Genomic DNA, 18,099 nt, shown 5'->3' on the forward strand with positions numbered 1-18,099 from the left:
CATGACCGCGGTACATTCCCTGATGGCTGGCCTGGCTGACACATCGGTGCGCATTGTCGACCTGACCAACCCCCTCTCCTCTACTACGCCGACCCTGAAACTGCCCGATCCGTTCGTGAACCTGATCGACTTCAGCCTCGACAAGGTCAGCGAGTACGATGAGCCCGGTCCTTTCTGGAAGCACCACAATATTCACACTGGTGAACACGTGGGCACCCATATTGACGCTCCAATCCACTGGATCTCCGGCCGCGAGGGCCACGACGTCGCCACTATCCCACCACATCGATTGATCGGGCCCGCTGCGATCATCGATGTGCGCGCTCAGGTCGAGGCCGATCCCGACTTCCTCCTTCAGGTCGACGATATTCATGCATGGGAGTCAGAGAACGGTGCTCTTCCGACCAACGGCTGGCTGTTGCTGCGCACCGGCTGGGACCGGTTCTCCCACGATCAGGAGGCCTTCGTCAACACTGACGAAACCGGTTCCCATACCCCCGGAATCTCAGCGGAAGCGGCTAAATGGATCGCTGAGGAGACCGCACTTTCTGGCATCGGCGTTGAAACAGTGGGGATTGATGCCGGTCGCGGCGCCGAACTGGATCCGCCGTTCCCCGTGCACTATCACCTGCTAGGCAACGACAAGTACGGGATCACCTCGCTGCAGAACCTTGACCAACTGCCGGCAGTAGGCGCCATGCTGATTGTGGCACCACTTCCTATCGTCGGCGGTACCGCAAGTCCCTCCCGTGTGTACGCATTAGTTCAGGACGAGGCATAGCATCATCACTCTCCGAGGGAACCAGCACGACAAGGCTGGTTGAGGTCGGAGGATGATTTTTGGGGTTCCTTACGTCGTGGTTCGACCTCAGCTATCTTCGGAAAACTTCAGGTGCTCCACACTGCAACAGCGAAGAGACCTCGCGACCTTGCGCTGAGGGGACTTACTGGCTCGCTTCCTGGATAGAAGTGGCGCGTGTCACATGGTTAGCTGGTAGCTATCACATAAACCGCTAATCAGACACACTCTTTTGTCGCCCACGGTGAAAGGAACCCCAAAATGACTACCACAATTACTGAAAACGAGAAACTTACACAACCGACATTTGATCCCAGGGAATTGCGTAGTGCATTCGGACAATTCGTAACCGGAGTCACGATCGCCACCTCACGAGACCTCGATGGATCTCTGATCGGTATGACAGCAAACTCCTTTAGCTCTGTTTCGATGGACCCGCCACTACTGATGTTCTGCCCAGCCAGTCACCTGCCTTCACTGCCAGCATTCGAGCGCGCCGGTCATTTTGCAATAAATATACTCGCAGCCAGTCAAGGCGAACTAGCTAAACACTTTGCGCGACCCTCTGAAAATAAATTTGCCGGAGTAGATTACTCTTCTGGTATTTTCGGAGCACCAGTCATCAACGGGAGTGTGGCCACATTCGAATGCACTCTTTTCGCATCTCACGATGCTGGTGACCACAAGATCCTGATTGGAGAAATTCATGACTTCGTGGCGAATCCTGAGAGTCGTGCACTGGTGTTTCATCGAGGAAAAATGGTCACGAATCATAACGAGAGGAAGAGTCATGAATGAGCAGACACCTCAGAGTCAGGATTTTCCACCAGACGGTGAACAATACATGCTTGTCTCAGACCCGTGGTCCGGGTGGATTGTAGAAATGCGGCGAACACTGCCAAATCAGCGCCGCGTCCAGCTAACTTTGGCGTCATAAGCAGTACATATATAAATTCTAAACGTTTTCAATATAGCTAAATATAAGGAACTAAATGTCGCTCAACAGCTATGATACCGTTATTATTGGTTCGGGAATCAACGCTCTCGTGGCCGGAGCGAAAATTGCACACACAGGCTTAAAAGTGGCTATTCTCGAAGCTAACCATGATATAGGCGGATTCATTGCTTCGAGTGAACTTCTGAAGCCGGGTTATGTTCATGACACGTACTCGTCTTGGCACCCGTTGTTCGTCACCGGTGCTGCATATGCTGAGCTGGGCCCGGAGCTCGAATGCCGTGGCCTAACCTACTGCAATACTGAAGATGCGGTCACGGCATCCATCTCCACAACGCCCTCCGGTGAGGTGCGGACAGTAGTGGGGTACCGAGACGTGGCTAAGACCGTTTCACGTTTCGAGGATCCGGGGGATCGCGCCGCCTACCGCGATATGCTCAACGAGTTTCACCACTTATCGAACATCGTTTTCGGTGCACTCGGCTCTGAGTTGTCTCCGACCAACATGGCCCGCCTCGGAACTCGGTTGTTCCGCTCTGCCAAAATGCGCGGGAGTGTTCGTTTTGCCCGAACTGCATTGATGAGCGGAAGAAGCTATGTGCGCCAGCAGTTTCGCGGTTGGGAGGTTGACCAGCTGTGGACGCCTTGGCTCCTCCATGCGGGCCTAACCCCCGATTCGGCAACTGGAGGAATGATGATTCCAGTTTTCGCATCTAGCCTGCATGAAGCCGGACTTCCGATCGTCAAGGGTGGAGCACGCCACTTCACGACAGCCTTCGCGAAACTGTTGGACGACCTTGGGGTGGACATACACACTGGAACACGCGTCAATCGCATCATTACCCAAGCTGGCCGCGCGGTCGGTGTGGAGACCGACAACGGAGATCGCTTTCACGCCACCAATTCAGTGCTCGCTTCGGTTTCTCCGCAGGCTCTGTACCAGGAACTTCTGGCAGACGAACCCTCAGTCGAGGTTCAGAGAGGGGCCTCGCAGAGGTACCTTCAAGGTCGCGCCGCCATGCAGATTCATCTCACGCTTTCCGGAGATGTTCCATGGAGCAACCCAGACCTCAAGGACGTGCCCCTGATTCACCTATCTGATGGTTCGAACAGCACTGCGGTCGCCTGCGCTCAGGCGGAAGCGAGCCGCTTGCCCGCAGAACCGACGATAGTTGTGGGGCAGCAAGCCGTGCTCGATTCTTCGCGTGCTCCCGCTGGGGCCTCCACGTTGTGGGTGCAACTCCAAGAAGTGCCCTACGTGCCGAAGACCGATGCAAGTGGCGACCTGCTTGTGGAGGGGGCCTGGACAGAAGAGCTCAAAGAACAGTACCTGCAAAGAGTTCTCACGCGGATCGAGACCTTTGCCCCTGGATTTCGTGATCTAGTCACCGCCTCCAAAGTCATCTCACCGGCCGACCTGGAATATTTCAACGCTAACGCGGTGTCTGGAGACCCCTATGGGGGAAGCGCCGAGATTCACCAGAACTTGCAGTGGCGGCCTTTCGCGGACGGACCCAGTTGGAATAGACCCGTAAAGGGCCTGTTCCACATTGGCGCCTCGGTGCACCCTGGACCAGGATTGAGCGGTGGTAGCGGTTATCTTGCCGCGGCACGCATAGAGAAGCTCACGCGGCGGCGTCCTGCATTTCTCGGGGGTATCAACAAATGAGCACCCACCATGTCAATAACGCGGGGTGACACTTTGGCGAGTTTGGCGTGGTAGCTCACCGAAGTATTGTTTATATGCAGAAGCGAATCTTCCGAGATGATTGAAGCCACTAGCAAGAGCAATATCAGCGACCGGCCGATGGGAGTTCTCAGACGTACTAAGCAATTTACGACTGTGTTCCAGCCGACGTCGTAAGAGGACCTTACTCGGCGTGAGATCAAAAGCGGCTGCCGTAGCAACTTGGAGAGTACGGATCGAGACTGACAATCGTTCAGCAAAGTCGCTGATGGCAACATCCTCGTGGAAATGGTGATCCACCAATGCCTCAAAATCGTGGGCTAACCGCGATGACTGTTCGTTGCGAACCGGGCCGTCAGCAGGCCACACATCTAGGGATTGGCTCAAGGAATTCGGGGCCGCCAAGAGTAAGCGTCCCAGTAGATTTTCTTGAGATAAGCGGTGCATTCCTGTGACATTTCCGTGGGATTGGAGGTCGTCGTGAAAATCGCGCAGTGCTGCAAGAAAGCGTTGCCCGGGCTCAGTTCGCAGGTCAATTGCAGACCCTAGCTGAACGTCTTGAGCGAGCTCGGGGACTCCGTATAGTGATGAAGCGACCCTATTTATTTGATCCTGACGCACGTAAAGACATAGATGCGGGGTTTTCTTGCTCCATTGCATGACCGAGGGCTCTTGGCAAGAAGGCAGACTCGCCTTCCCTGGAGTGGATTCAATAGTCTTGTGACCGATCTTCAGCTGCGCCGCCCCTTCGAGGGGCACTTGCACAAGGACGAAGCCCGTCAACGGCTCTGGCGATATTCTGACTCGATCGCCGTAGTCCATGAAGATGAGGCCGGTGCTCCCTGACCACACAGCACGCAGTTTCAGGTTGAGCTCCGCTCCCCGGGACAATAATTCAAGCTGGTGCGGCACGAACAAATTGCTTACGAAAGCCTGTGCTTCTTCAACAGTTGAGATCGTTTTCGACTCAGCCAAAGGAAGCCATTTGCGTCCCGCGTGCCTCGTGCGATCCGGCTCCTCCATCAGTATCCCTTTCGCTACATGCGCATGATCCTACCGAGGCCACAAGTGTGTGGACAGTCACATATGCGCGATTCTTAGCCACAACGCGCAGTCCCAAGCCACATTTCGTAGTGCTCGTCTTGTGGCGAGCGACGGGACACCGGGATGGAGCACTTCGATCGCTAATCGGACAGAGCAATGCGCGTTCTGGCTCCCGCACCCGCCTGCCCAGTGGCTAATGTCACATTGTAGGACCAATCAGAAGGAGCCCTTATGAACCAGTCACCACAACGGATTGCTCTGGTTACCGGTGGTGTCACCAAAGTAGGAGTTGGCGTTGTTCAGGCACTTCTCGACGCCGGTTGGAGGGTTCTAGTCGTCGATATTGATGAGCAAGGAGCCCAGGACCTACCTGAGGGTGTCGAATTCCATGCGGTAGACATCACAGACGATGCGGCGATTGCGCAGCTTGTACGAACGGTCGAGAGTTCTTATGGGTGTCTCGACGCGCTAGTGAATCTTGCGTGCACCTACGTCGACGACGGGCCTGATTCAACACGTGACCAATGGAACATAGCTTTCAGCGTCAACTCGATCTCAGCAGTGATGATGGCCCAAGCATTCCGTCCACTCCTCCGTCGCTCAGTGGCCCCTGCAATCGTTAATTTCACATCCATTTCTTCATCAGTGGCACAGGTCGGACGCTGGTTGTATCCGGCGACGAAAGCCGCGAATGTCCAAATCACACGTTCTATGGCGGCGGATTACGCGCAAGATTCGATCCGAGTCAATTCTGTGAGCCCCGGCTGGACCTGGTCGAAGGTAATGGACGACCTCACCGACGGCGATATTGCGAAGACTGACGCAGTAGGTGGCTCCTTCCACATGCTAAGCCGGGTCGGTCGGCCTGAAGAAGTGGGCAACGTCGTAGCATTCCTGATTTCTGAAAAGGCTTCTTTCGTCACCGGTGCGGACTGGGCCGTTGACGGTGGTTATTCCGCGCTTGGACCAGAACAGGCCACCCCTGCTATTCCCAAACTCGCCGAATGATTGATCACTTACCCCCACCCCCGAAGAGGATGTTGCCATTATGTCAAATTTCTGCATTGTAGGAGCCGGTCAATCCGGCCTGCAGCTCGGTCTCGGCCTCTTGAAGGAGGGCCACGACGTCACGATCATCTCTGATCGTGACCCGCAGGAAATTTACGACGGTCGTGTGGCATCGAGCCAGTGCATGTTTCACGACCCTTTGAGCTACGAGCGCGAAGTGGGCGTCACGTTTTGGGATGACGCTCCCTGGGTTGAAGGCATAGGTTTCAAAATTCCGCACCCGGAGGTTCCCGGGGAGACCGCGGTTTCGTGGGCCCATCGGCTAGACCACCCCGCGCAGGCAATCGATCAGCGCGTGAAGTTTCCTCGGCTTATGGAGTTCTTCGAGCGCCAGGGAGGTTCAATCGTCGTTGAAACCGCCGATATCGATTGCCTCGAACGCTACTCCCGAACCTACGACTTGGTAATTGTGGCAGCAGGCAAGGGTGAAATCGCCCAACTGTTCACGCGCGACGATGATCGCAGTGTCTTCTCGGCACCCCAGCGAGCCCTGGCTCTCACATATGTTCACGGAATGCGACCGCGTGATGAATTCTCGGCGGTCAGCTTCAACCTGATCCCAGGAGTCGGTGAGTATTTCGTATTCCCTGCGCTCACGAAATCGGGACCCTGCGAGATCATGGTCATGGAAGGCCTGCCTGGGGGGCCGATGGACTGCTGGAAGGGCCTATCGCCCCAAGAGCATTTTGAGCAAGCGCTGAAGATTCTTGACACTTATCTGCCATGGGAAGCGGACCGTTGCCGGGAAGTGGAACTCACAGATGACGGTGGCGTCTTGGCGGGGCGCTTCCCCCCAACTATCCGCAAACCCGTCGCCTATCTACCTTCAGGAGCCCCAGTGCTTGGTATGGCAGATGTAGTTTTGCTCAACGACCCAATCACCGGGCAGGGATCGAACAACGCCTCGCGTTGTGCGCATAGTTACTTGCATTCGATCCTGAGCCATGAGGGGCCCTTCGACGCTGATTTCATGCAGGATTGCTTTGAGGAGTACTACGACTACGCTCAGCACGTGGTGCGGTGGACCAACGCGCTCTTGGCCCCGCCCACCGATCACATGCAAAGGGCCCTGCAGGTCGCCGATGATAGTCCGGATGTCGCTCACCGGCTCGTTGAGATTTTCAATGATCCGAAGGATTCTGCCTGGTTCCTGGAGGAAGAAGTTGGCAAACACTACTTGGATGAGGCTGCCCGTGTCTACGCTCCGACAGCCTAAGCTTTAGGATTCGCGGAGGCTGCGGTCTACGTCATCTCACTGGGGGCAACTGACCGCGTTACTTGCTCTGTGAGATCAGGTCACGTCGCCATGCCTCAGTGTTGGCAAGGTCGTTGAAAGTGAAAATATGGAAGCCTGTGACTGTGGATTCTGACTGAGCTAGATTCCGAACGAGCCCGCGAACCAGCTTTGACGGGTTGTAGCCGGATGGGCTGAACATCTTCCAGAACATGTTCTGCTGCTTTTTCAGGAAGCTCGCTGACTGGCCAAGCCCAAGACCGGCCGAAATTCGCATCAACTTCTGCCGGCTGACCGCGCCAGGCATACCTACATACACGGGCAGGTCTACCCCGCGGTCCCTGAGCCCTGACGCCCAAGCCGTGATGGTGTCTGGGTCGAAACATATCTGTGTCAGGATCCGGTCCGCGTACTCCGCCTTATCATCTAAGACCCGCTCGATGTCGCTCTGCGAGAACTTCGCATGTCCCTCCGGGTAACCGCCGACCCCCACATCTTTGAAATGATGTCCCCGTTCACGCAGGCTGCGCAAGAGGCTTAGGGCGTCAGTGAACGTGCCAGCCGGTTCTTCGACGTCGCCTCCAACAATAAAGATTCTGTCGACCTGTGCCGCCTCGAGTCGAGATACCACAGCATCGAGCTCGTCGGGCCCAGAGACCATGCGTGCTGGCACGTGGGGAGCCACCGTGTAGCCCTTTTCGCGCAGAAAGATACTTGTTTCAATCGTCGGCTCAAGACCCTGCTTGCCGGTAGCGGTCACAGTCAGCGGCACCTCGTGAGGAACTGCCGCCAGGACCTTGGCCCGAACCGACTTGAAGGGCATCACTTCATAACTGATATTGGCCACCAAGGACGCGAGAACGCGCTTTTCATCATCGCTGCGGGCGACGGGACTGGACATGCAAATTCCTTGGGGGTAGGCATCGGTAGACAAAGCTACATTTGCGACCCTGCTCATTGATCCTAGGGCGTGACATGCGCTGTGCTCTGGGGCAAACTGCTGAAGCTGATTGTAACGGCTAGTCCTGGTTCTCTGCCCTGGGCGTCAGCCCAGGGTGACGGTGGTCTGGTGTCCCGAAAGCGTGAAGCCGAGGGTGATGGCAAGGCGTAGAGAGCCCGGCGATTCAACGGCGGCACGCCATTGTGGAATCAGCCCTTCACCGAACGCTTCCTCCACTGCGACTGCAGCGGCGAACCGCGCCAACCCTAGGCCGCGGTGACTCGGGTGAGTGAGCACGCCGATGTCTCCTAGGATCTCCTGCCACACATCCCGGCCTGCTGCGGCGACTACTTCGCCGGTGTCTTCGCGAACCAGCGAAGCAGTCCATGCAGACGCCCCGACCCCAGACCGCGCCACATCATCAGCTGGAGATCGTGTGGTCAGTTGCCGAACATGCTCCGGGTTGTGCGATACGGACAGTCGATCTGAGCCCTCTAGTTCAGGGGGTTCTTCGCAGTAGAGCAGATGAGTCTCGCCGAGGATGCGCGCACCGGGATACTGTGGACGCGCAATATCCAGCAGCCTCGTTTCCAATGCGAGTTCCTCGTCCGGAATGTCCCGTGCGGCACGTAGAAGCGTTGCTGGCCCGTAGAGAACAGTCCTGCCAAATAACTGCACCAGGCTCACTACTGCCGCGTCCTCGTCAACTGCGTCGATGCGCTCGCCACGGGAGCTGGCCGCCAAGCTCATGTCGTCCAAACCGAGTGCCCGGGACCAGGCCAGCATAATGATGTGCTCGGTGTGGGACTCTAATCCCGTCATAACACCAGACTACTGAGCTGTGGCGAGGTTCAGGGCGGTACCTTTGGCATATGGTGAAGATCGGATACATGATTGGAAGTTTCGCCAGAGACTCCATTAACCGAAAGCTGGCGGGGTTGCTCTTGACCCAAGCTCCGCGGCGTGCGGCGCTGGAGGAGATTGAGATCTCCCAACTGCCTATCTACGACCGTCATATGGATGAGGACTTCCCGGAGGTGCTGCGGAGGTTCAAGGAGCAGGTGGCCGGCGTTGATGGACTTTTGATCGTCTCACCGGAGCACAATCAGTCTTTCCCGGCTGCAGTAAAAAATGCTGTCGATGTGCTTTCGCGTCCCCGGCAGCAAGGGCAGCTGAAGGGCCTGGCCGTGGGGATCGCTGGGGCTTCTACGGGACGCTTCGCAACCATTAATAGCCAGGCCCAGATGCGGCAGTTCTTGCCTCCGCTGGGTGTGAAACTCATGGGATCGCCTCTGCTGGCGATCCAGGTGGGCCCTGATACTTTCAGTGACGACGGTACCGCCGACGAACGCACCACCAAGCGCGCCAAGGCGTTCATCGAGGCATTTGTCGAATTCACAGACCCCACCTCTTGACACAAACACCCATTTTCTCGGCTAGTGTCGCTATTACGTTGACCTTGAGGAGAACGCATGACTGAGCATTCCGTCAGTGATAGTACCGTCAGCAACGCACGTATCCCGGTGAAGCGCCAGCTGCCCAAACCCGCGGACATCGCCCCGTTGATGAAGTTCAAGAAGTTCGACTTCAATGCCTCGCGACGTCGTCTCAGTGCCGCCCTAACCATCGAGGATCTCTACAAGATCGCCAAGCGCCGCACGCCAAAAGCCGCTTTTGACTACACCGACGGCGCCGCTGAGGGTGAGTTCTCCCTGACGCGCGCCCGTCAGGCCTTCGAGGATGTGGAGTTCAACCCCTCAATTCTGCGCAACGTCACCTCCGTGGACATGTCGTCCCAGATCATGGATGGCCCCTCCGCCCTGCCGTTCGCCATTGGGCCCACCGGCTTCACCCGGTTGATGCAGACTGAGGGCGAGATCGCGGGAGCTTCCGCGGCAGGAGCCGCCGGAATTCCCTTCACACTGTCCACCTTAGGCACCACGTCCATTGAAGACGTTCAGGCGGCCAACCCGCACGGACGGAACTGGTTCCAGCTCTATGTGATGAAGGACCGGGAGATTTCCTATGGTCTTACCGAGCGTGCAGCCGCAGCCGGGTTCGACACTCTCTTCTTCACCGTCGACACTCCGGTGGCGGGGGCTCGTCTGCGGGATAAGCGCAACGGGTTCTCTATCCCACCCCAGCTGAGCCTCAGCACTATCGTCAACGCCATCCCCCGGCCCTGGTGGTGGATCGACTTCCTGACCACACCGCCGCTGGAGTTTGCCTCACTCTCCAGCACCGGCGGCACGGTCGGGGAGCTGCTGGACAAGGCCATGGACCCTTCAATCTCCTTTGAGGACCTGGAGATCATCCGTGAGCTCTTCCCCGGTAAGTTAGTGGTGAAGGGCGTGCAGAACCTCGAGGACGCTAAGAAACTTGCGGACCTCGGTGTGGATGGAATCGTGCTGTCCAATCACGGCGGGCGCCAGCTGGACCGGGCGCCGGTGCCGTTCCACCTGCTGCCTAAGGTAGCGCGTGAGGTCGGAGCCGATCTGGAGATCGGCGTGGACACCGGTGTGATGAACGGCGCAGACATCGTCTCAGCTGTCGCCCATGGAGCCAAGTACACGTTCATCGGGCGGGCATACCTCTACGGACTCATGGCAGGCGGCCGCCCCGGGGTGGACCGCGCCATCGAGATTCTGGCAGAGCAGATCGAACGCACTATGAAACTGCTGCAGGTCTCCGATCTCAGCGAGCTGCGCCCAGAACACGTGACCCAGCTGACTCGTCTGGTACCTGTCGACCCTAAACGCTGATAGCCACAGCGAGGACTGCACCGAACACCATCGAAGGGCCGAAAGGGATCTCCGAGCTCCTGCCCCCACCCCGGCTGAGCACCAGCACCAGAGCGATCACTCCGTTGATAGTGAAGCCCAGAAGCGTCCCCATGGCCACTTCACTCCAGCCGAACCAGCCGAGTAGGCAACCGATGACTGCTGCGAATTTCACATCCCCGAGCCCTAAGCCTGACGGGGTGATCAGCGCCAGTAGGAAATATCCAAGCAGAAGGACCATACCGGCCAAGAGGCTCCGTCCAAGCGCACTCCACTGATGGCCGAGAGAAGAAGCAACAACTAGCGGAACCAGAAGGGCGCCTAGGGTACCCGCCACGAGCAGATCAGGCAGCCGATGTGAGACAAGATCAATCACGATCAACAGGGAGCACCCCACCCCCACGGCAGCAAGAGCCACAAGTTCAGCCGCGCTCTCTGCAACAACGGCAGCGCCCCACCCGGCCAGCGCGGCGAGCGGCAGATGTGCGCGCGTACGCAGCCAGACCGTTCCCGGCTCGGCGAATGCCCGGACCACAGGGGTGAAGCACCAGGCCAGCAGCGCGGCGAGGAGCGCCGTGATGGCAAGGGCCCAGAGAGACTCCGCCGTCATAGGTTGCTGAAGGTTTCGAAGATGTTGATCGCGGCGGGGCCCATCACCACTATGAATATCACTGGGAGGATGAAGAGCATCAGTGGTGCGAGCACCTTCACCGGAATCTTCTGGGCCTTCTCCTCAGCCCGCTGCCGTCGTTTTAGACGCATCTCATCAGCTTGCGTGCGTAGGACTCCGGCGATCGACACTCCGTAGGCGTCGGCCTGAATGACGGCGCGAACAAAACGGCGCAGATCGGTGACTGTGGTGCGCGTGGTGAGGCTTTCGAAGGCCTGCCGACGGGAGTTGCCCATCTGGATGTCCTGCAGGGTACGTACCAACTCATCGGCAAGCGGACCTTTCCCATTGTCCGCCGCTCGTGCCATGGCGGCGTCGAACCCCAAGCCTGCCTCAACTGCGATGGTCATCTGGTCCAGAGTGTCCGCAAGTTCCAGCTCGATCTGCTGGCTGCGCTTCTGACCTTCGCTGCTGAGCAGCAGCTCGGGCAGGAAATAGCCGACGAGCATGACGATCACGCTCATCAGGATCAGCAGGGGCGGTGGGCCCGAGAGGACAAGGAGGACGTTGATCGTGATCGACGCCGCGAGCCACAGGAGCTTCAGGGTGAGCAGCTTCTCCACCGGCCACGCGGCCGGTCTCCCGGCGAGGGTGTGCTGCCGGTCAAGGATATTGACGATCAGCTCCGGCGTCATGCGCCGGGCAAACGTAGCGGCAGACTGCCTGGGTCGCTCGCTGTGGCTATCGCGTGTGGCAGCAAGCAGGCTGACACCACCCCGCCGGAGGTTGGCTCGGGCCCGTCGGGGTACGGGATCAACGGCCACCCAGATGGCCCAGCTCCCCAAGCCCACGGCAAGTCCCGTGCAGAGGGCTGCAATGACCACCAGCTCGGGCACGGCGTTCAAAATTTGATCTCCACGGTCTTTCTCAGCCAGAGCCCGCCGACAATGAGCATCAGCACGCCCGCAATCATCAGTCCGTATCCGAGGAGACTCTCAGTGAACGGCGCCAGATACGAGGGGTTGGTGACCAGTAGGAAAGCCGCTAACCCGAACGGGAGCGCCATGAGGATCAGTGCCGAAAGTCGGCCCTCTGCGCTCAGGGTGGCTACTTGGCGGCGGATGTCATTGCGTTGTCGGATGGTGTCTGCCACGCCGTCGAGCACCTCAGCAAGGTTGCCGCCGACTTCCCGGTTGATTGCGATGGCTTGGGTGATCCAAGAGAAGTCGTCACTGTTCATCCGTTCGGCCGTGACGTCGAGAGCCACGCCGATGTCACGGCCTACGCGGGTCTCATTGATGATGCGCACGAACTCATCCGAGGTGGGGCTCTCTGCCTCTTTGGCCACGGAGGAGAGTGCCTGAGGCAGACTGTGTCCGGCCCTCAGATTAGAAGCCATCAGCTGGAGGACGTCATCGAGCTGTTCTGCGAACTGCTTCTGACGTTTGGTGATGCGCAGGCCGAGAAAGATCCGTGCACCCAGCGGGATCACTGCCGCCAGCAGGACTGCCAGAAGCGCACCGTGGAGCAGCAGGCCCACGGCTACGCCGACAAGAGATCCGACGATGATCAGAAAGACAAAATCCTGGGGGCGGGTCTTCATTCCCGCTAGGTCCAAGGTGGATGCTCCTACTGGAGTGCCGCGACGTCCCATGGCTCGTTCGACCGTCCGGGTGGCCGTGGCCGCGCCTCTCTGCAGGGCGCTTTGGGTCGGGATGTGCCCGGGGCGCCGACGTTCAATCGGGATCTGCACCGGTCCAGGGGAGAGCACCAGATAGCACAGGAGCCCGGCAGCCAGTGCTGCGGCGATAACGGCCCCGGCAATCGTCGGGTTCTCGGTCAGAATGTCCGTCATCGCCCTGACCCAGTGGGTGGTTGGGCGAAAACCTGTGGGGATACGGTGATGCCCAGTTCGGCGAAACGGTCGGTGAAGCGGGGCCGGATGCCGGTGGAGACCGGTTTGCCAAGGAATCGGCCGGATTCGTCGACACCTGCGGAGTAGTCGAAGAGGAAGACGTCTTGAAGGGTCACCGTTTGGCCCTCCATGCCGTGAACCTCGGTGACTGCGGTCACCCGTCGGGTGCCGTCACGCAGGCGCGTGAGCTGCACAATCACATCTACCGCAGAGGCGATCTGCTCCCGAATGGCGCGCAGCGGCAGGTCCATACCTGCCATGAGCACCAACGTCTCCAACCGTGCGATGGCGTCACGTGGAGAGTTCGCGTGCACCGTGGAGAGCGAGCCGTCGTGGCCGGTGTTCATGGCTTGCAGCATGTCCAGGCTCTCTCCGCCGCGGACCTCGCCCACCACAATGCGGTCAGGGCGCATACGCAGGGAGTTGCGCACCAGGTCCCGGATGCTGACCTCGCCTTTACCCTCCACATTGGGCGGTCTCGACTCGAGCCGGACTACGTGCTCCTGCTGCAGCTGCAGTTCCACAGCATCCTCAATGGTGACGATCCGTTCACCTTCGGGAATGAAGGAGGAGAGCACATTGAGCAGGGTGGTCTTCCCTGAGCCGGTTCCTCCGGAGACGATGACGTTGAGCTTGGCCGCGACGCAGGCATCGAGTAGTTCCGCCATCTCGGGGCTGAGGGTGCCGAACTGGATGAGATCCTGGACCTTGAAGGGGTCCTTGCTGAACTTTCTGATCGTCAGCGAGGAGCCGTTGAACGCCAGCGGCGGGATCACCGCATTGACTCGGGAGCCGTCCATGAGCCGCGCATCCACCATCGGTGCCGACTCATCAATACGACGCCCGATCCGGGAGACGATCCGCTCAATCACCAGACGAAGGTGCTCTTCCGAAGCGAAGCGGCTGGAGGCCCGCTGCAGCTGCCCCAACTTCTCGATGTAGATCATCTCCGGACCGTTGACCATGACCTCCGTGATGTCTGGGTCATCGAGAAGACGCTGGAGCGGACCGTAGCCGAGAACGTCGTCCTGAACCTCAGTAGTCAGTCGTCGGCGCTCGTCGGTGCTGAGCGGGACGGAGGACTTTTCGATCACCGCGTTGAGCTCGGCACGGACCAGCGAGTGCAGCTGCTGCTCACCCAGGGAGGGGTCGTTCAGGCGGGCGCCGATCCGTTTGAACAGGGTGGCTGCCGCCTGGTCCTTGAGTTGCCGCAGCGCGTCATCGGGTTCGGTCTGAGCCGCGGGACTCGGTTGTTTCTTGGCGTGGGCAGCAGACTTGCGCACGGCGGCGCGGGTAGTGGGCGCGGAGGCCGTGTTGTCCGGCGTGCCGGGCTCTTGCGATGAGGCGTCTGAACTCGCCTGGCTGGAGCCACCGCGGGGCTGCTGACGGCGTTGAGCGGCCTGGAGCCTTTCCGATAAGCTCATGTCTTTGCCCTCTTCCGCTCGCGAACCCTTCCTCGCTTATCCAGATCTACCCCGTCGGGAAGAAGTCTGCTGGCAAGCGGGGCCAGTGCCTTCACCAGCGGATCCCGCGCCCGGCTCTGCATGAGGGGGACCCCGGTGTTGACTGAGGCAGGAGCCCCTTTGGAGACAGGGATCGACGTCTCGACCGGCACGCCTAGAGTCTCGTCGACGTCCTTCTGGGAGACTCCGTGGGTGGTGTCGGCGAAGTTGACCACCAGGTGATTGTGGTCGGTAAACATCTGCAGGACGGACAGGGTGTCCACAACCTTGCGCAGTCCGCTCACCCCGGGAACGCTCAGCGTGGTCAGCAGAATGGGGTCCGTGGTCTGGTCGAGTGCTCCTAGGGTGTGGTCCGTGATGCCTGGCGAGGTGTCCACCACCACATAGGCAAACTCTCGGCTCAACAGCTGAAGAAGCTGACTGACCTGGCCGCTGGTGATGCTGTCGGCGGCAGCCGGGTGGTCAGGGGCCGGCACCACGTACAGGCCAGTGTCGTGCAGAGTCAGGCGCGTTTTCATCGCAATGGTGTCCCCGGTGGCCACGCTCTGCAGCACATCCGGCAGAAAATGTTGCGGGGTGAGATTCAGGGCGGTCGCCACATCGCCGAACTGGAGATCAAGGTCAACGATCACTGTTGAGTGGGGCATGGCGCTGGCCAGCGCTACCGCAAGGTTGGTGGCCACCGTGGTCTTTCCTGCCCCTCCCTTGGGTGAGACGACGGTGATGACCCGCCCGGTGGGTTCATTCTCCTGAGGTGCGGCATGGTGCGCCGCGAGCTTCTTCGCCAGGTGAGCGGCATCATGAAGAGCCTCAGTCACCTGTTGGGTGTCCGCAATAGCGGGAACGAGGTCCTTCACACCGGCGCGCATAGCCCGGAGACCCAGCGTCTCAGCTTGATCGGTGATCAGCAGGACTACGGTGTCCGGATGCTCTGTGGCGAGGCGACCTGCAAGTCCCAGGCACAGTTCGAGGTCTGTGCGGGAGTCGAGGACTATCACGCCCGGTGCCGGGGCCCCGTTGAGCCGTCCCAGCAGGTCAGCGGGATTCTCGGAGTACGGCGCGGGAAAAGCGACGTATGCTTCCTGGGCGGCTGTGGCGTAGGTGCTCTCCACATCCGGCCCGGCTCCGGCCACTGCAATGCGGATCATTCGAGCACATCCTCTGGGCTGACTGGGTCGGTTTCATCCTCAGGGCCCTCTTCGGGCTCTAGGGAGAGCCAAATTCCATGGAACTCTGCGGCATGGGCGACGAGCTTGGCGTCCTCGACCTCTGCAGCAAGGGTCACCATGAGCGTGTCCTCGGCGGGCTCGGTGCTCTCTGCGCCATCCTCGTCCTCGATGACGGTGACTCCGCCCTGCACCCGGGTCACCAGGACCTTCTGCAGCGTCAGCTGCGTTTCGCCTTCTTCAGGGCTGACGAAGAAACCCACTGTATCCCCGGCGGCGAGGTGCCCTCCGATGACTCGGGTGGTAGGAAGTTGGACTGTGATCTGGTGGTAACCCTCTGGTGCTTGAACCTCATCATCGGGCTCGAGGTCCTCCGGCCGGGCGAAACGGCCGGGCACCAGCTGCTCGCCTGGATAGAGCGGGGCGGTGGTCACCTGTCCTGCCACGTCCTCGAGCGAGGTGAGGCTGTTCGAAACCACTGTGGCAGCAGGCACATTGTCTTCGGTGACGTATTCCTGCAACTCCGATGCCGGCGTACCTTCCGCCACGGAGTCGGTGACGATAAGCACGCTCTCCGGTGACATGTCAGCCATTGCGCGTTCATCCGCCTGAGTCACATAGTTGATGACGAGCACAGCCGCTACTGCGGCGAGGATCACCGCGACGATTGCGGCGAGGATACGGCGGGACATATAGGTGCCTTATTCTGTGAGGGCTACCACAGAGGCGCCCATGCGGGGACTTGTGGGGCTGTAGTCAAAGTCTTCGGACAGGTCCACGAAGCGGTCGAAGCTGCCGCGCACGCAGCGATCACTGCCGCTGCACGGCGCGTTGTAGCTGAATGATCCACCGAGGTGGTAGCTGGACAGAGTGAATGCCGCATATCCAAAGATCTGGTACCTGGCGTTGTTGCCCGTGCCTTGGGCCAGGTCGAATATGGGCAGGAGGACGGTCTTGCCCACCCATTTGCGAAAGTCAGCGTTGGTGCACGGCGAGGGAGCGCTGTTACCAGGATCAGTCTCGACCCATCCGTCGATCACCGATTCAGTCTTACCGCAGTTCTGGGGATTGGGTTCTAAGTACCCGAACCCGCCAGGCAATTTGTTGTTGGAGCGGCCGGTGCACTCAGTCTTGGAAGACTTTGTGGAGTAGATGGTGCGCTGGGGTGTGGTCGATGGGATATCGACGCCGATGACGGCACCAGATCCATCGCGCAGGACTTCGATGCCTGTCTGGGCTTCGAGCTCACACCATGAGTAAGCCAGGGGAAGCACTGCGGTTCCGCCGGTGGGGTATCCCCATCGTGCGCTGGCTTGGGCTTCTAACCGGGTCTGGTCAATGCCCGCGATGGGTCCGAACCAATGCTCCCGGACAGCGCTCGTCTGTGCGCTGACTGATCCGGTGGTCTCATCGAGCTCAATAATGGCACCGGTTGCCCCGTCGCCGTTGAAGTTAGCGTCCGCCATGGTTTGGGCTGTGGATTCAGTGGTGGTGCAGTCGTCTCGGGCGCAGTCCTGGGCTGCCGCGAGTGCTGCGGCGTCGGCTCCGGTCCGCAGCTGCTGGCGGTCTGCGTGCATAGCGGCCACATCGATAGCTAGGGCCGCGAGGATCAGGATTGGAACAATCATCAGCGAGACGATCACGGCGACCGCACCGCGGTCATTGTTTTTCAACCGTTGCATCGCATGGTCCCTTTGCCCGTCAGGTTGACGGGCGTGCCTAAGCCGAGGAGGTTGAGCGGGTAGGTGATCGTCACGGTGGCGGTACCCGGCCCGGATGTCCCGGCAGCCGCGCAGCTGGCGGGAGTGACAGTGATTTGTGAGGCGGCGACGTTTGCCGAGGGAGAGGCGGACTCAATAGCCGTTTGGCGTGCGTCTGCAGGGGCGTCGCTCAGCGCCATGACTCGCACACCATCGCGGGCGGCATTGGAAAGAACGGACTGGACGTGAAAAGCGTGGCCAAAAGCGATAATCCCGAGCAGCAGGAGGACCACGATGGGAGCGACGAGAGCGAATTCTACAGCTGAGGCACCGCGATCACGCCGGTGTGTTTTCACGGACCGGTCCTCTCCTTTGGGTGTTTCAGTGTGTTGGTTATGTGAAAGTTGCCGGTGGAGCCCGAAGGCAGTCCACCGGCAACTTTCTTCCTGAGGTGTTACAAACTATTCGTTCCAGCCGCTCACGGTGTCGGAAAGGCTGCTGAAGTAGTCATTCAGAGCACCACCGAATAGACCTACCCCGACGATGAGGACGACGGCAATGAGGCCGACGAGGAGGCCGTATTCGACGGCGGTGGCTCCGCGGTCCTTACGACCTTCGACACGGTCCGCGACCATGGACTGGAGGGTGGCTACAAGCGCGTATGCACGGGTCATGGGGGTTCCTTCACGTGAGAGTACGGGGCCGAATGGCCGTCTGAGGCCCCTTCGTCCAGGTGGG

19 protein-coding genes are annotated in these 18,099 nt (G+C 59.5%); 7 read left to right on the forward strand and 12 right to left on the reverse strand.

Annotation, left to right across the window (positions count from 1 at the left end):
* Nucleotide 1 precedes the first annotated feature (1 nt).
* The 3 genes from D3250_RS00920 (at nucleotide 2) to D3250_RS00930 (ending at nucleotide 3,423) form a co-directional block, all read left to right on the forward strand.
* Nucleotides 2-781 (forward strand): cyclase family protein, encoded by a 780-nt coding sequence (locus D3250_RS00920; RefSeq protein ID WP_119901492.1) that lies wholly within the window; start codon nucleotides 2-4, stop codon nucleotides 779-781.
* Nucleotides 782-1,060: 279 nt separating this feature from the next.
* Nucleotides 1,061-1,597, forward strand: coding sequence for a flavin reductase family protein (locus D3250_RS00925; protein ID WP_119901493.1), 537 nt, complete (start codon nucleotides 1,061-1,063; stop codon nucleotides 1,595-1,597).
* A 194-nt stretch (nucleotides 1,598-1,791) separates the two neighbouring features.
* Nucleotides 1,792-3,423 (forward strand): phytoene desaturase family protein, encoded by a 1,632-nt coding sequence (locus D3250_RS00930; RefSeq protein ID WP_119901494.1) that lies wholly within the window; start codon nucleotides 1,792-1,794, stop codon nucleotides 3,421-3,423.
* A gap of 12 nt (nucleotides 3,424-3,435) precedes the next feature.
* Here D3250_RS00930 and D3250_RS00935 read toward each other — a convergent pair whose 3' ends face one another.
* The gene (locus tag D3250_RS00935; protein WP_119901495.1) at nucleotides 3,436-4,464 is read right to left on the reverse strand and encodes an AraC family transcriptional regulator; all 1,029 of its coding nucleotides are present in this window, start codon (nucleotides 4,462-4,464) and stop codon (nucleotides 3,436-3,438) included.
* Between the two features lie 252 nt (nucleotides 4,465-4,716).
* Between D3250_RS00935 and D3250_RS00940 the strand changes: the two genes are divergently transcribed.
* Nucleotides 4,717-5,493 carry an SDR family oxidoreductase gene (locus D3250_RS00940; protein WP_119901496.1) on the forward strand — a complete coding sequence of 259 codons (777 nt, stop codon included), beginning with the start codon at nucleotides 4,717-4,719 and terminating at the stop codon, nucleotides 5,491-5,493.
* A 40-nt stretch (nucleotides 5,494-5,533) separates the two neighbouring features.
* The gene (locus D3250_RS00945) at nucleotides 5,534-6,769 is read left to right on the forward strand and encodes a styrene monooxygenase/indole monooxygenase family protein (RefSeq protein WP_119901497.1); all 1,236 of its coding nucleotides are present in this window, start codon (nucleotides 5,534-5,536) and stop codon (nucleotides 6,767-6,769) included.
* 58 nt (nucleotides 6,770-6,827) lie between these two features.
* Here the strand turns inward: D3250_RS00945 and D3250_RS00950 are convergent, their stop codons facing one another.
* Both D3250_RS00950 and D3250_RS00955 read right to left on the reverse strand, forming a co-directional pair.
* Nucleotides 6,828-7,688 (reverse strand): methylenetetrahydrofolate reductase, encoded by an 861-nt coding sequence (locus tag D3250_RS00950; protein WP_119901498.1) that lies wholly within the window; start codon nucleotides 7,686-7,688, stop codon nucleotides 6,828-6,830.
* A 144-nt stretch (nucleotides 7,689-7,832) separates the two neighbouring features.
* Nucleotides 7,833-8,549, reverse strand: a complete 717-nt coding sequence (locus D3250_RS00955) for a GNAT family N-acetyltransferase (protein WP_119901499.1) — start codon at nucleotides 8,547-8,549, stop codon at nucleotides 7,833-7,835.
* 50 nt (nucleotides 8,550-8,599) lie between these two features.
* On the opposite strand from D3250_RS00955, the gene D3250_RS00960 reads away from it, so the two are divergent.
* Both D3250_RS00960 and D3250_RS00965 read left to right on the forward strand, forming a co-directional pair.
* Entirely contained in the window at nucleotides 8,600-9,142 is a 543-nt protein-coding gene (locus D3250_RS00960; RefSeq protein ID WP_119901500.1) for an NADPH-dependent FMN reductase, read from the forward strand.
* Nucleotides 9,143-9,199: 57 nt separating this feature from the next.
* A complete protein-coding gene (locus D3250_RS00965) occupies nucleotides 9,200-10,489 on the forward strand; it encodes an alpha-hydroxy acid oxidase (protein WP_119901501.1) in 1,290 nt (429 codons plus the stop codon).
* Here the strand turns inward: D3250_RS00965 and D3250_RS00970 are convergent.
* The 9 genes from D3250_RS00970 to D3250_RS01010 form a co-directional block, all read right to left on the reverse strand.
* A complete protein-coding gene (locus D3250_RS00970) occupies nucleotides 10,479-11,117 on the reverse strand; it encodes a prepilin peptidase (protein WP_119901502.1) in 639 nt (212 codons plus the stop codon). The genes D3250_RS00965 and D3250_RS00970 overlap by 11 nt on opposite strands.
* On the reverse strand, nucleotides 11,114-12,013 hold the full coding sequence (locus D3250_RS00975; protein ID WP_119902217.1) for a type II secretion system F family protein: 900 nt from the start codon (nucleotides 12,011-12,013) through the stop codon (nucleotides 11,114-11,116). Before D3250_RS00975 ends, D3250_RS00970 begins: the two co-directional genes overlap by 4 nt.
* Nucleotides 12,014-12,018: 5 nt before the next feature.
* A complete protein-coding gene (locus D3250_RS00980) occupies nucleotides 12,019-12,972 on the reverse strand; it encodes a type II secretion system F family protein (protein ID WP_119901503.1) in 954 nt (317 codons plus the stop codon).
* Nucleotides 12,969-14,456 (reverse strand): TadA family conjugal transfer-associated ATPase, encoded by a 1,488-nt coding sequence (locus D3250_RS00985; RefSeq protein ID WP_119901504.1) that lies wholly within the window; start codon nucleotides 14,454-14,456, stop codon nucleotides 12,969-12,971. The genes D3250_RS00980 and D3250_RS00985 overlap by 4 nt, the downstream gene beginning before the upstream one ends.
* The gene (locus D3250_RS00990) at nucleotides 14,453-15,643 is read right to left on the reverse strand and encodes a CpaE/TadZ family protein (RefSeq protein ID WP_119901505.1); all 1,191 of its coding nucleotides are present in this window, start codon (nucleotides 15,641-15,643) and stop codon (nucleotides 14,453-14,455) included. The genes D3250_RS00985 and D3250_RS00990 overlap by 4 nt, the downstream gene beginning before the upstream one ends.
* The gene (locus D3250_RS00995; RefSeq protein WP_119901506.1) at nucleotides 15,640-16,353 is read right to left on the reverse strand and encodes a CpaB family protein; all 714 of its coding nucleotides are present in this window, start codon (nucleotides 16,351-16,353) and stop codon (nucleotides 15,640-15,642) included. The genes D3250_RS00990 and D3250_RS00995 overlap by 4 nt, the downstream gene beginning before the upstream one ends.
* A gap of 9 nt (nucleotides 16,354-16,362) precedes the next feature.
* A complete protein-coding gene (locus D3250_RS01000) occupies nucleotides 16,363-17,343 on the reverse strand; it encodes a pilus assembly protein TadG-related protein (protein WP_119901507.1) in 981 nt (326 codons plus the stop codon).
* Entirely contained in the window at nucleotides 17,331-17,717 is a 387-nt protein-coding gene (locus D3250_RS01005) for a TadE/TadG family type IV pilus assembly protein (RefSeq protein WP_119901508.1), read from the reverse strand. Before D3250_RS01005 ends, D3250_RS01000 begins: the two co-directional genes overlap by 13 nt.
* A 105-nt stretch (nucleotides 17,718-17,822) precedes the next feature.
* On the reverse strand, nucleotides 17,823-18,035 hold the full coding sequence (locus D3250_RS01010; protein ID WP_119901509.1) for a Flp family type IVb pilin: 213 nt from the start codon (nucleotides 18,033-18,035) through the stop codon (nucleotides 17,823-17,825).
* Between the last annotated feature and the right edge of the window lie 64 nt (nucleotides 18,036-18,099).

Source organism: Nesterenkonia natronophila, assembly GCF_003595215.1.
Classification (GTDB): Bacteria; Actinomycetota; Actinomycetes; order Actinomycetales; family Micrococcaceae; genus Nesterenkonia; species Nesterenkonia natronophila.

Bases quoted from the DNA above. Each gene is read 5' to 3' on its own strand.
- D3250_RS00995 (WP_119901506.1), bottom strand. From the start codon at position 16,353: ATGTCCCGCCGTATCCTCGCCGCAATCGTCGCGGTGATCCTCGCCGCA.
- D3250_RS00960 (WP_119901500.1), top strand. From the start codon at position 8,600: ATGGTGAAGATCGGATACATGATTGGAAGTTTCGCCAGAGACTCCATT.
- D3250_RS00990 (WP_119901505.1), bottom strand. From the start codon at position 15,643: ATGATCCGCATTGCAGTGGCCGGAGCCGGGCCGGATGTGGAGAGCACC.
- D3250_RS01010 (WP_119901509.1), bottom strand. From the start codon at position 18,035: ATGACCCGTGCATACGCGCTTGTAGCCACCCTCCAGTCCATGGTCGCG.
- D3250_RS00950 (WP_119901498.1), bottom strand. From the start codon at position 7,688: ATGTCCAGTCCCGTCGCCCGCAGCGATGATGAAAAGCGCGTTCTCGCG.
- D3250_RS00985 (WP_119901504.1), bottom strand. From the start codon at position 14,456: ATGAGCTTATCGGAAAGGCTCCAGGCCGCTCAACGCCGTCAGCAGCCC.
- D3250_RS00925 (WP_119901493.1), top strand. From the start codon at position 1,061: ATGACTACCACAATTACTGAAAACGAGAAACTTACACAACCGACATTT.
- D3250_RS00945 (WP_119901497.1), top strand. From the start codon at position 5,534: ATGTCAAATTTCTGCATTGTAGGAGCCGGTCAATCCGGCCTGCAGCTC.
- D3250_RS00920 (WP_119901492.1), top strand. From the start codon at position 2: ATGACCGCGGTACATTCCCTGATGGCTGGCCTGGCTGACACATCGGTG.
- D3250_RS00965 (WP_119901501.1), top strand. From the start codon at position 9,200: ATGACTGAGCATTCCGTCAGTGATAGTACCGTCAGCAACGCACGTATC.
- D3250_RS00970 (WP_119901502.1), bottom strand. From the start codon at position 11,117: ATGACGGCGGAGTCTCTCTGGGCCCTTGCCATCACGGCGCTCCTCGCC.
- D3250_RS01000 (WP_119901507.1), bottom strand. From the start codon at position 17,343: ATGCAACGGTTGAAAAACAATGACCGCGGTGCGGTCGCCGTGATCGTC.
- D3250_RS00940 (WP_119901496.1), top strand. From the start codon at position 4,717: ATGAACCAGTCACCACAACGGATTGCTCTGGTTACCGGTGGTGTCACC.
- D3250_RS00955 (WP_119901499.1), bottom strand. From the start codon at position 8,549: ATGACGGGATTAGAGTCCCACACCGAGCACATCATTATGCTGGCCTGG.
- D3250_RS00980 (WP_119901503.1), bottom strand. From the start codon at position 12,972: ATGACGGACATTCTGACCGAGAACCCGACGATTGCCGGGGCCGTTATC.
- D3250_RS00930 (WP_119901494.1), top strand. From the start codon at position 1,792: ATGTCGCTCAACAGCTATGATACCGTTATTATTGGTTCGGGAATCAAC.
- D3250_RS00935 (WP_119901495.1), bottom strand. From the start codon at position 4,464: ATGGAGGAGCCGGATCGCACGAGGCACGCGGGACGCAAATGGCTTCCT.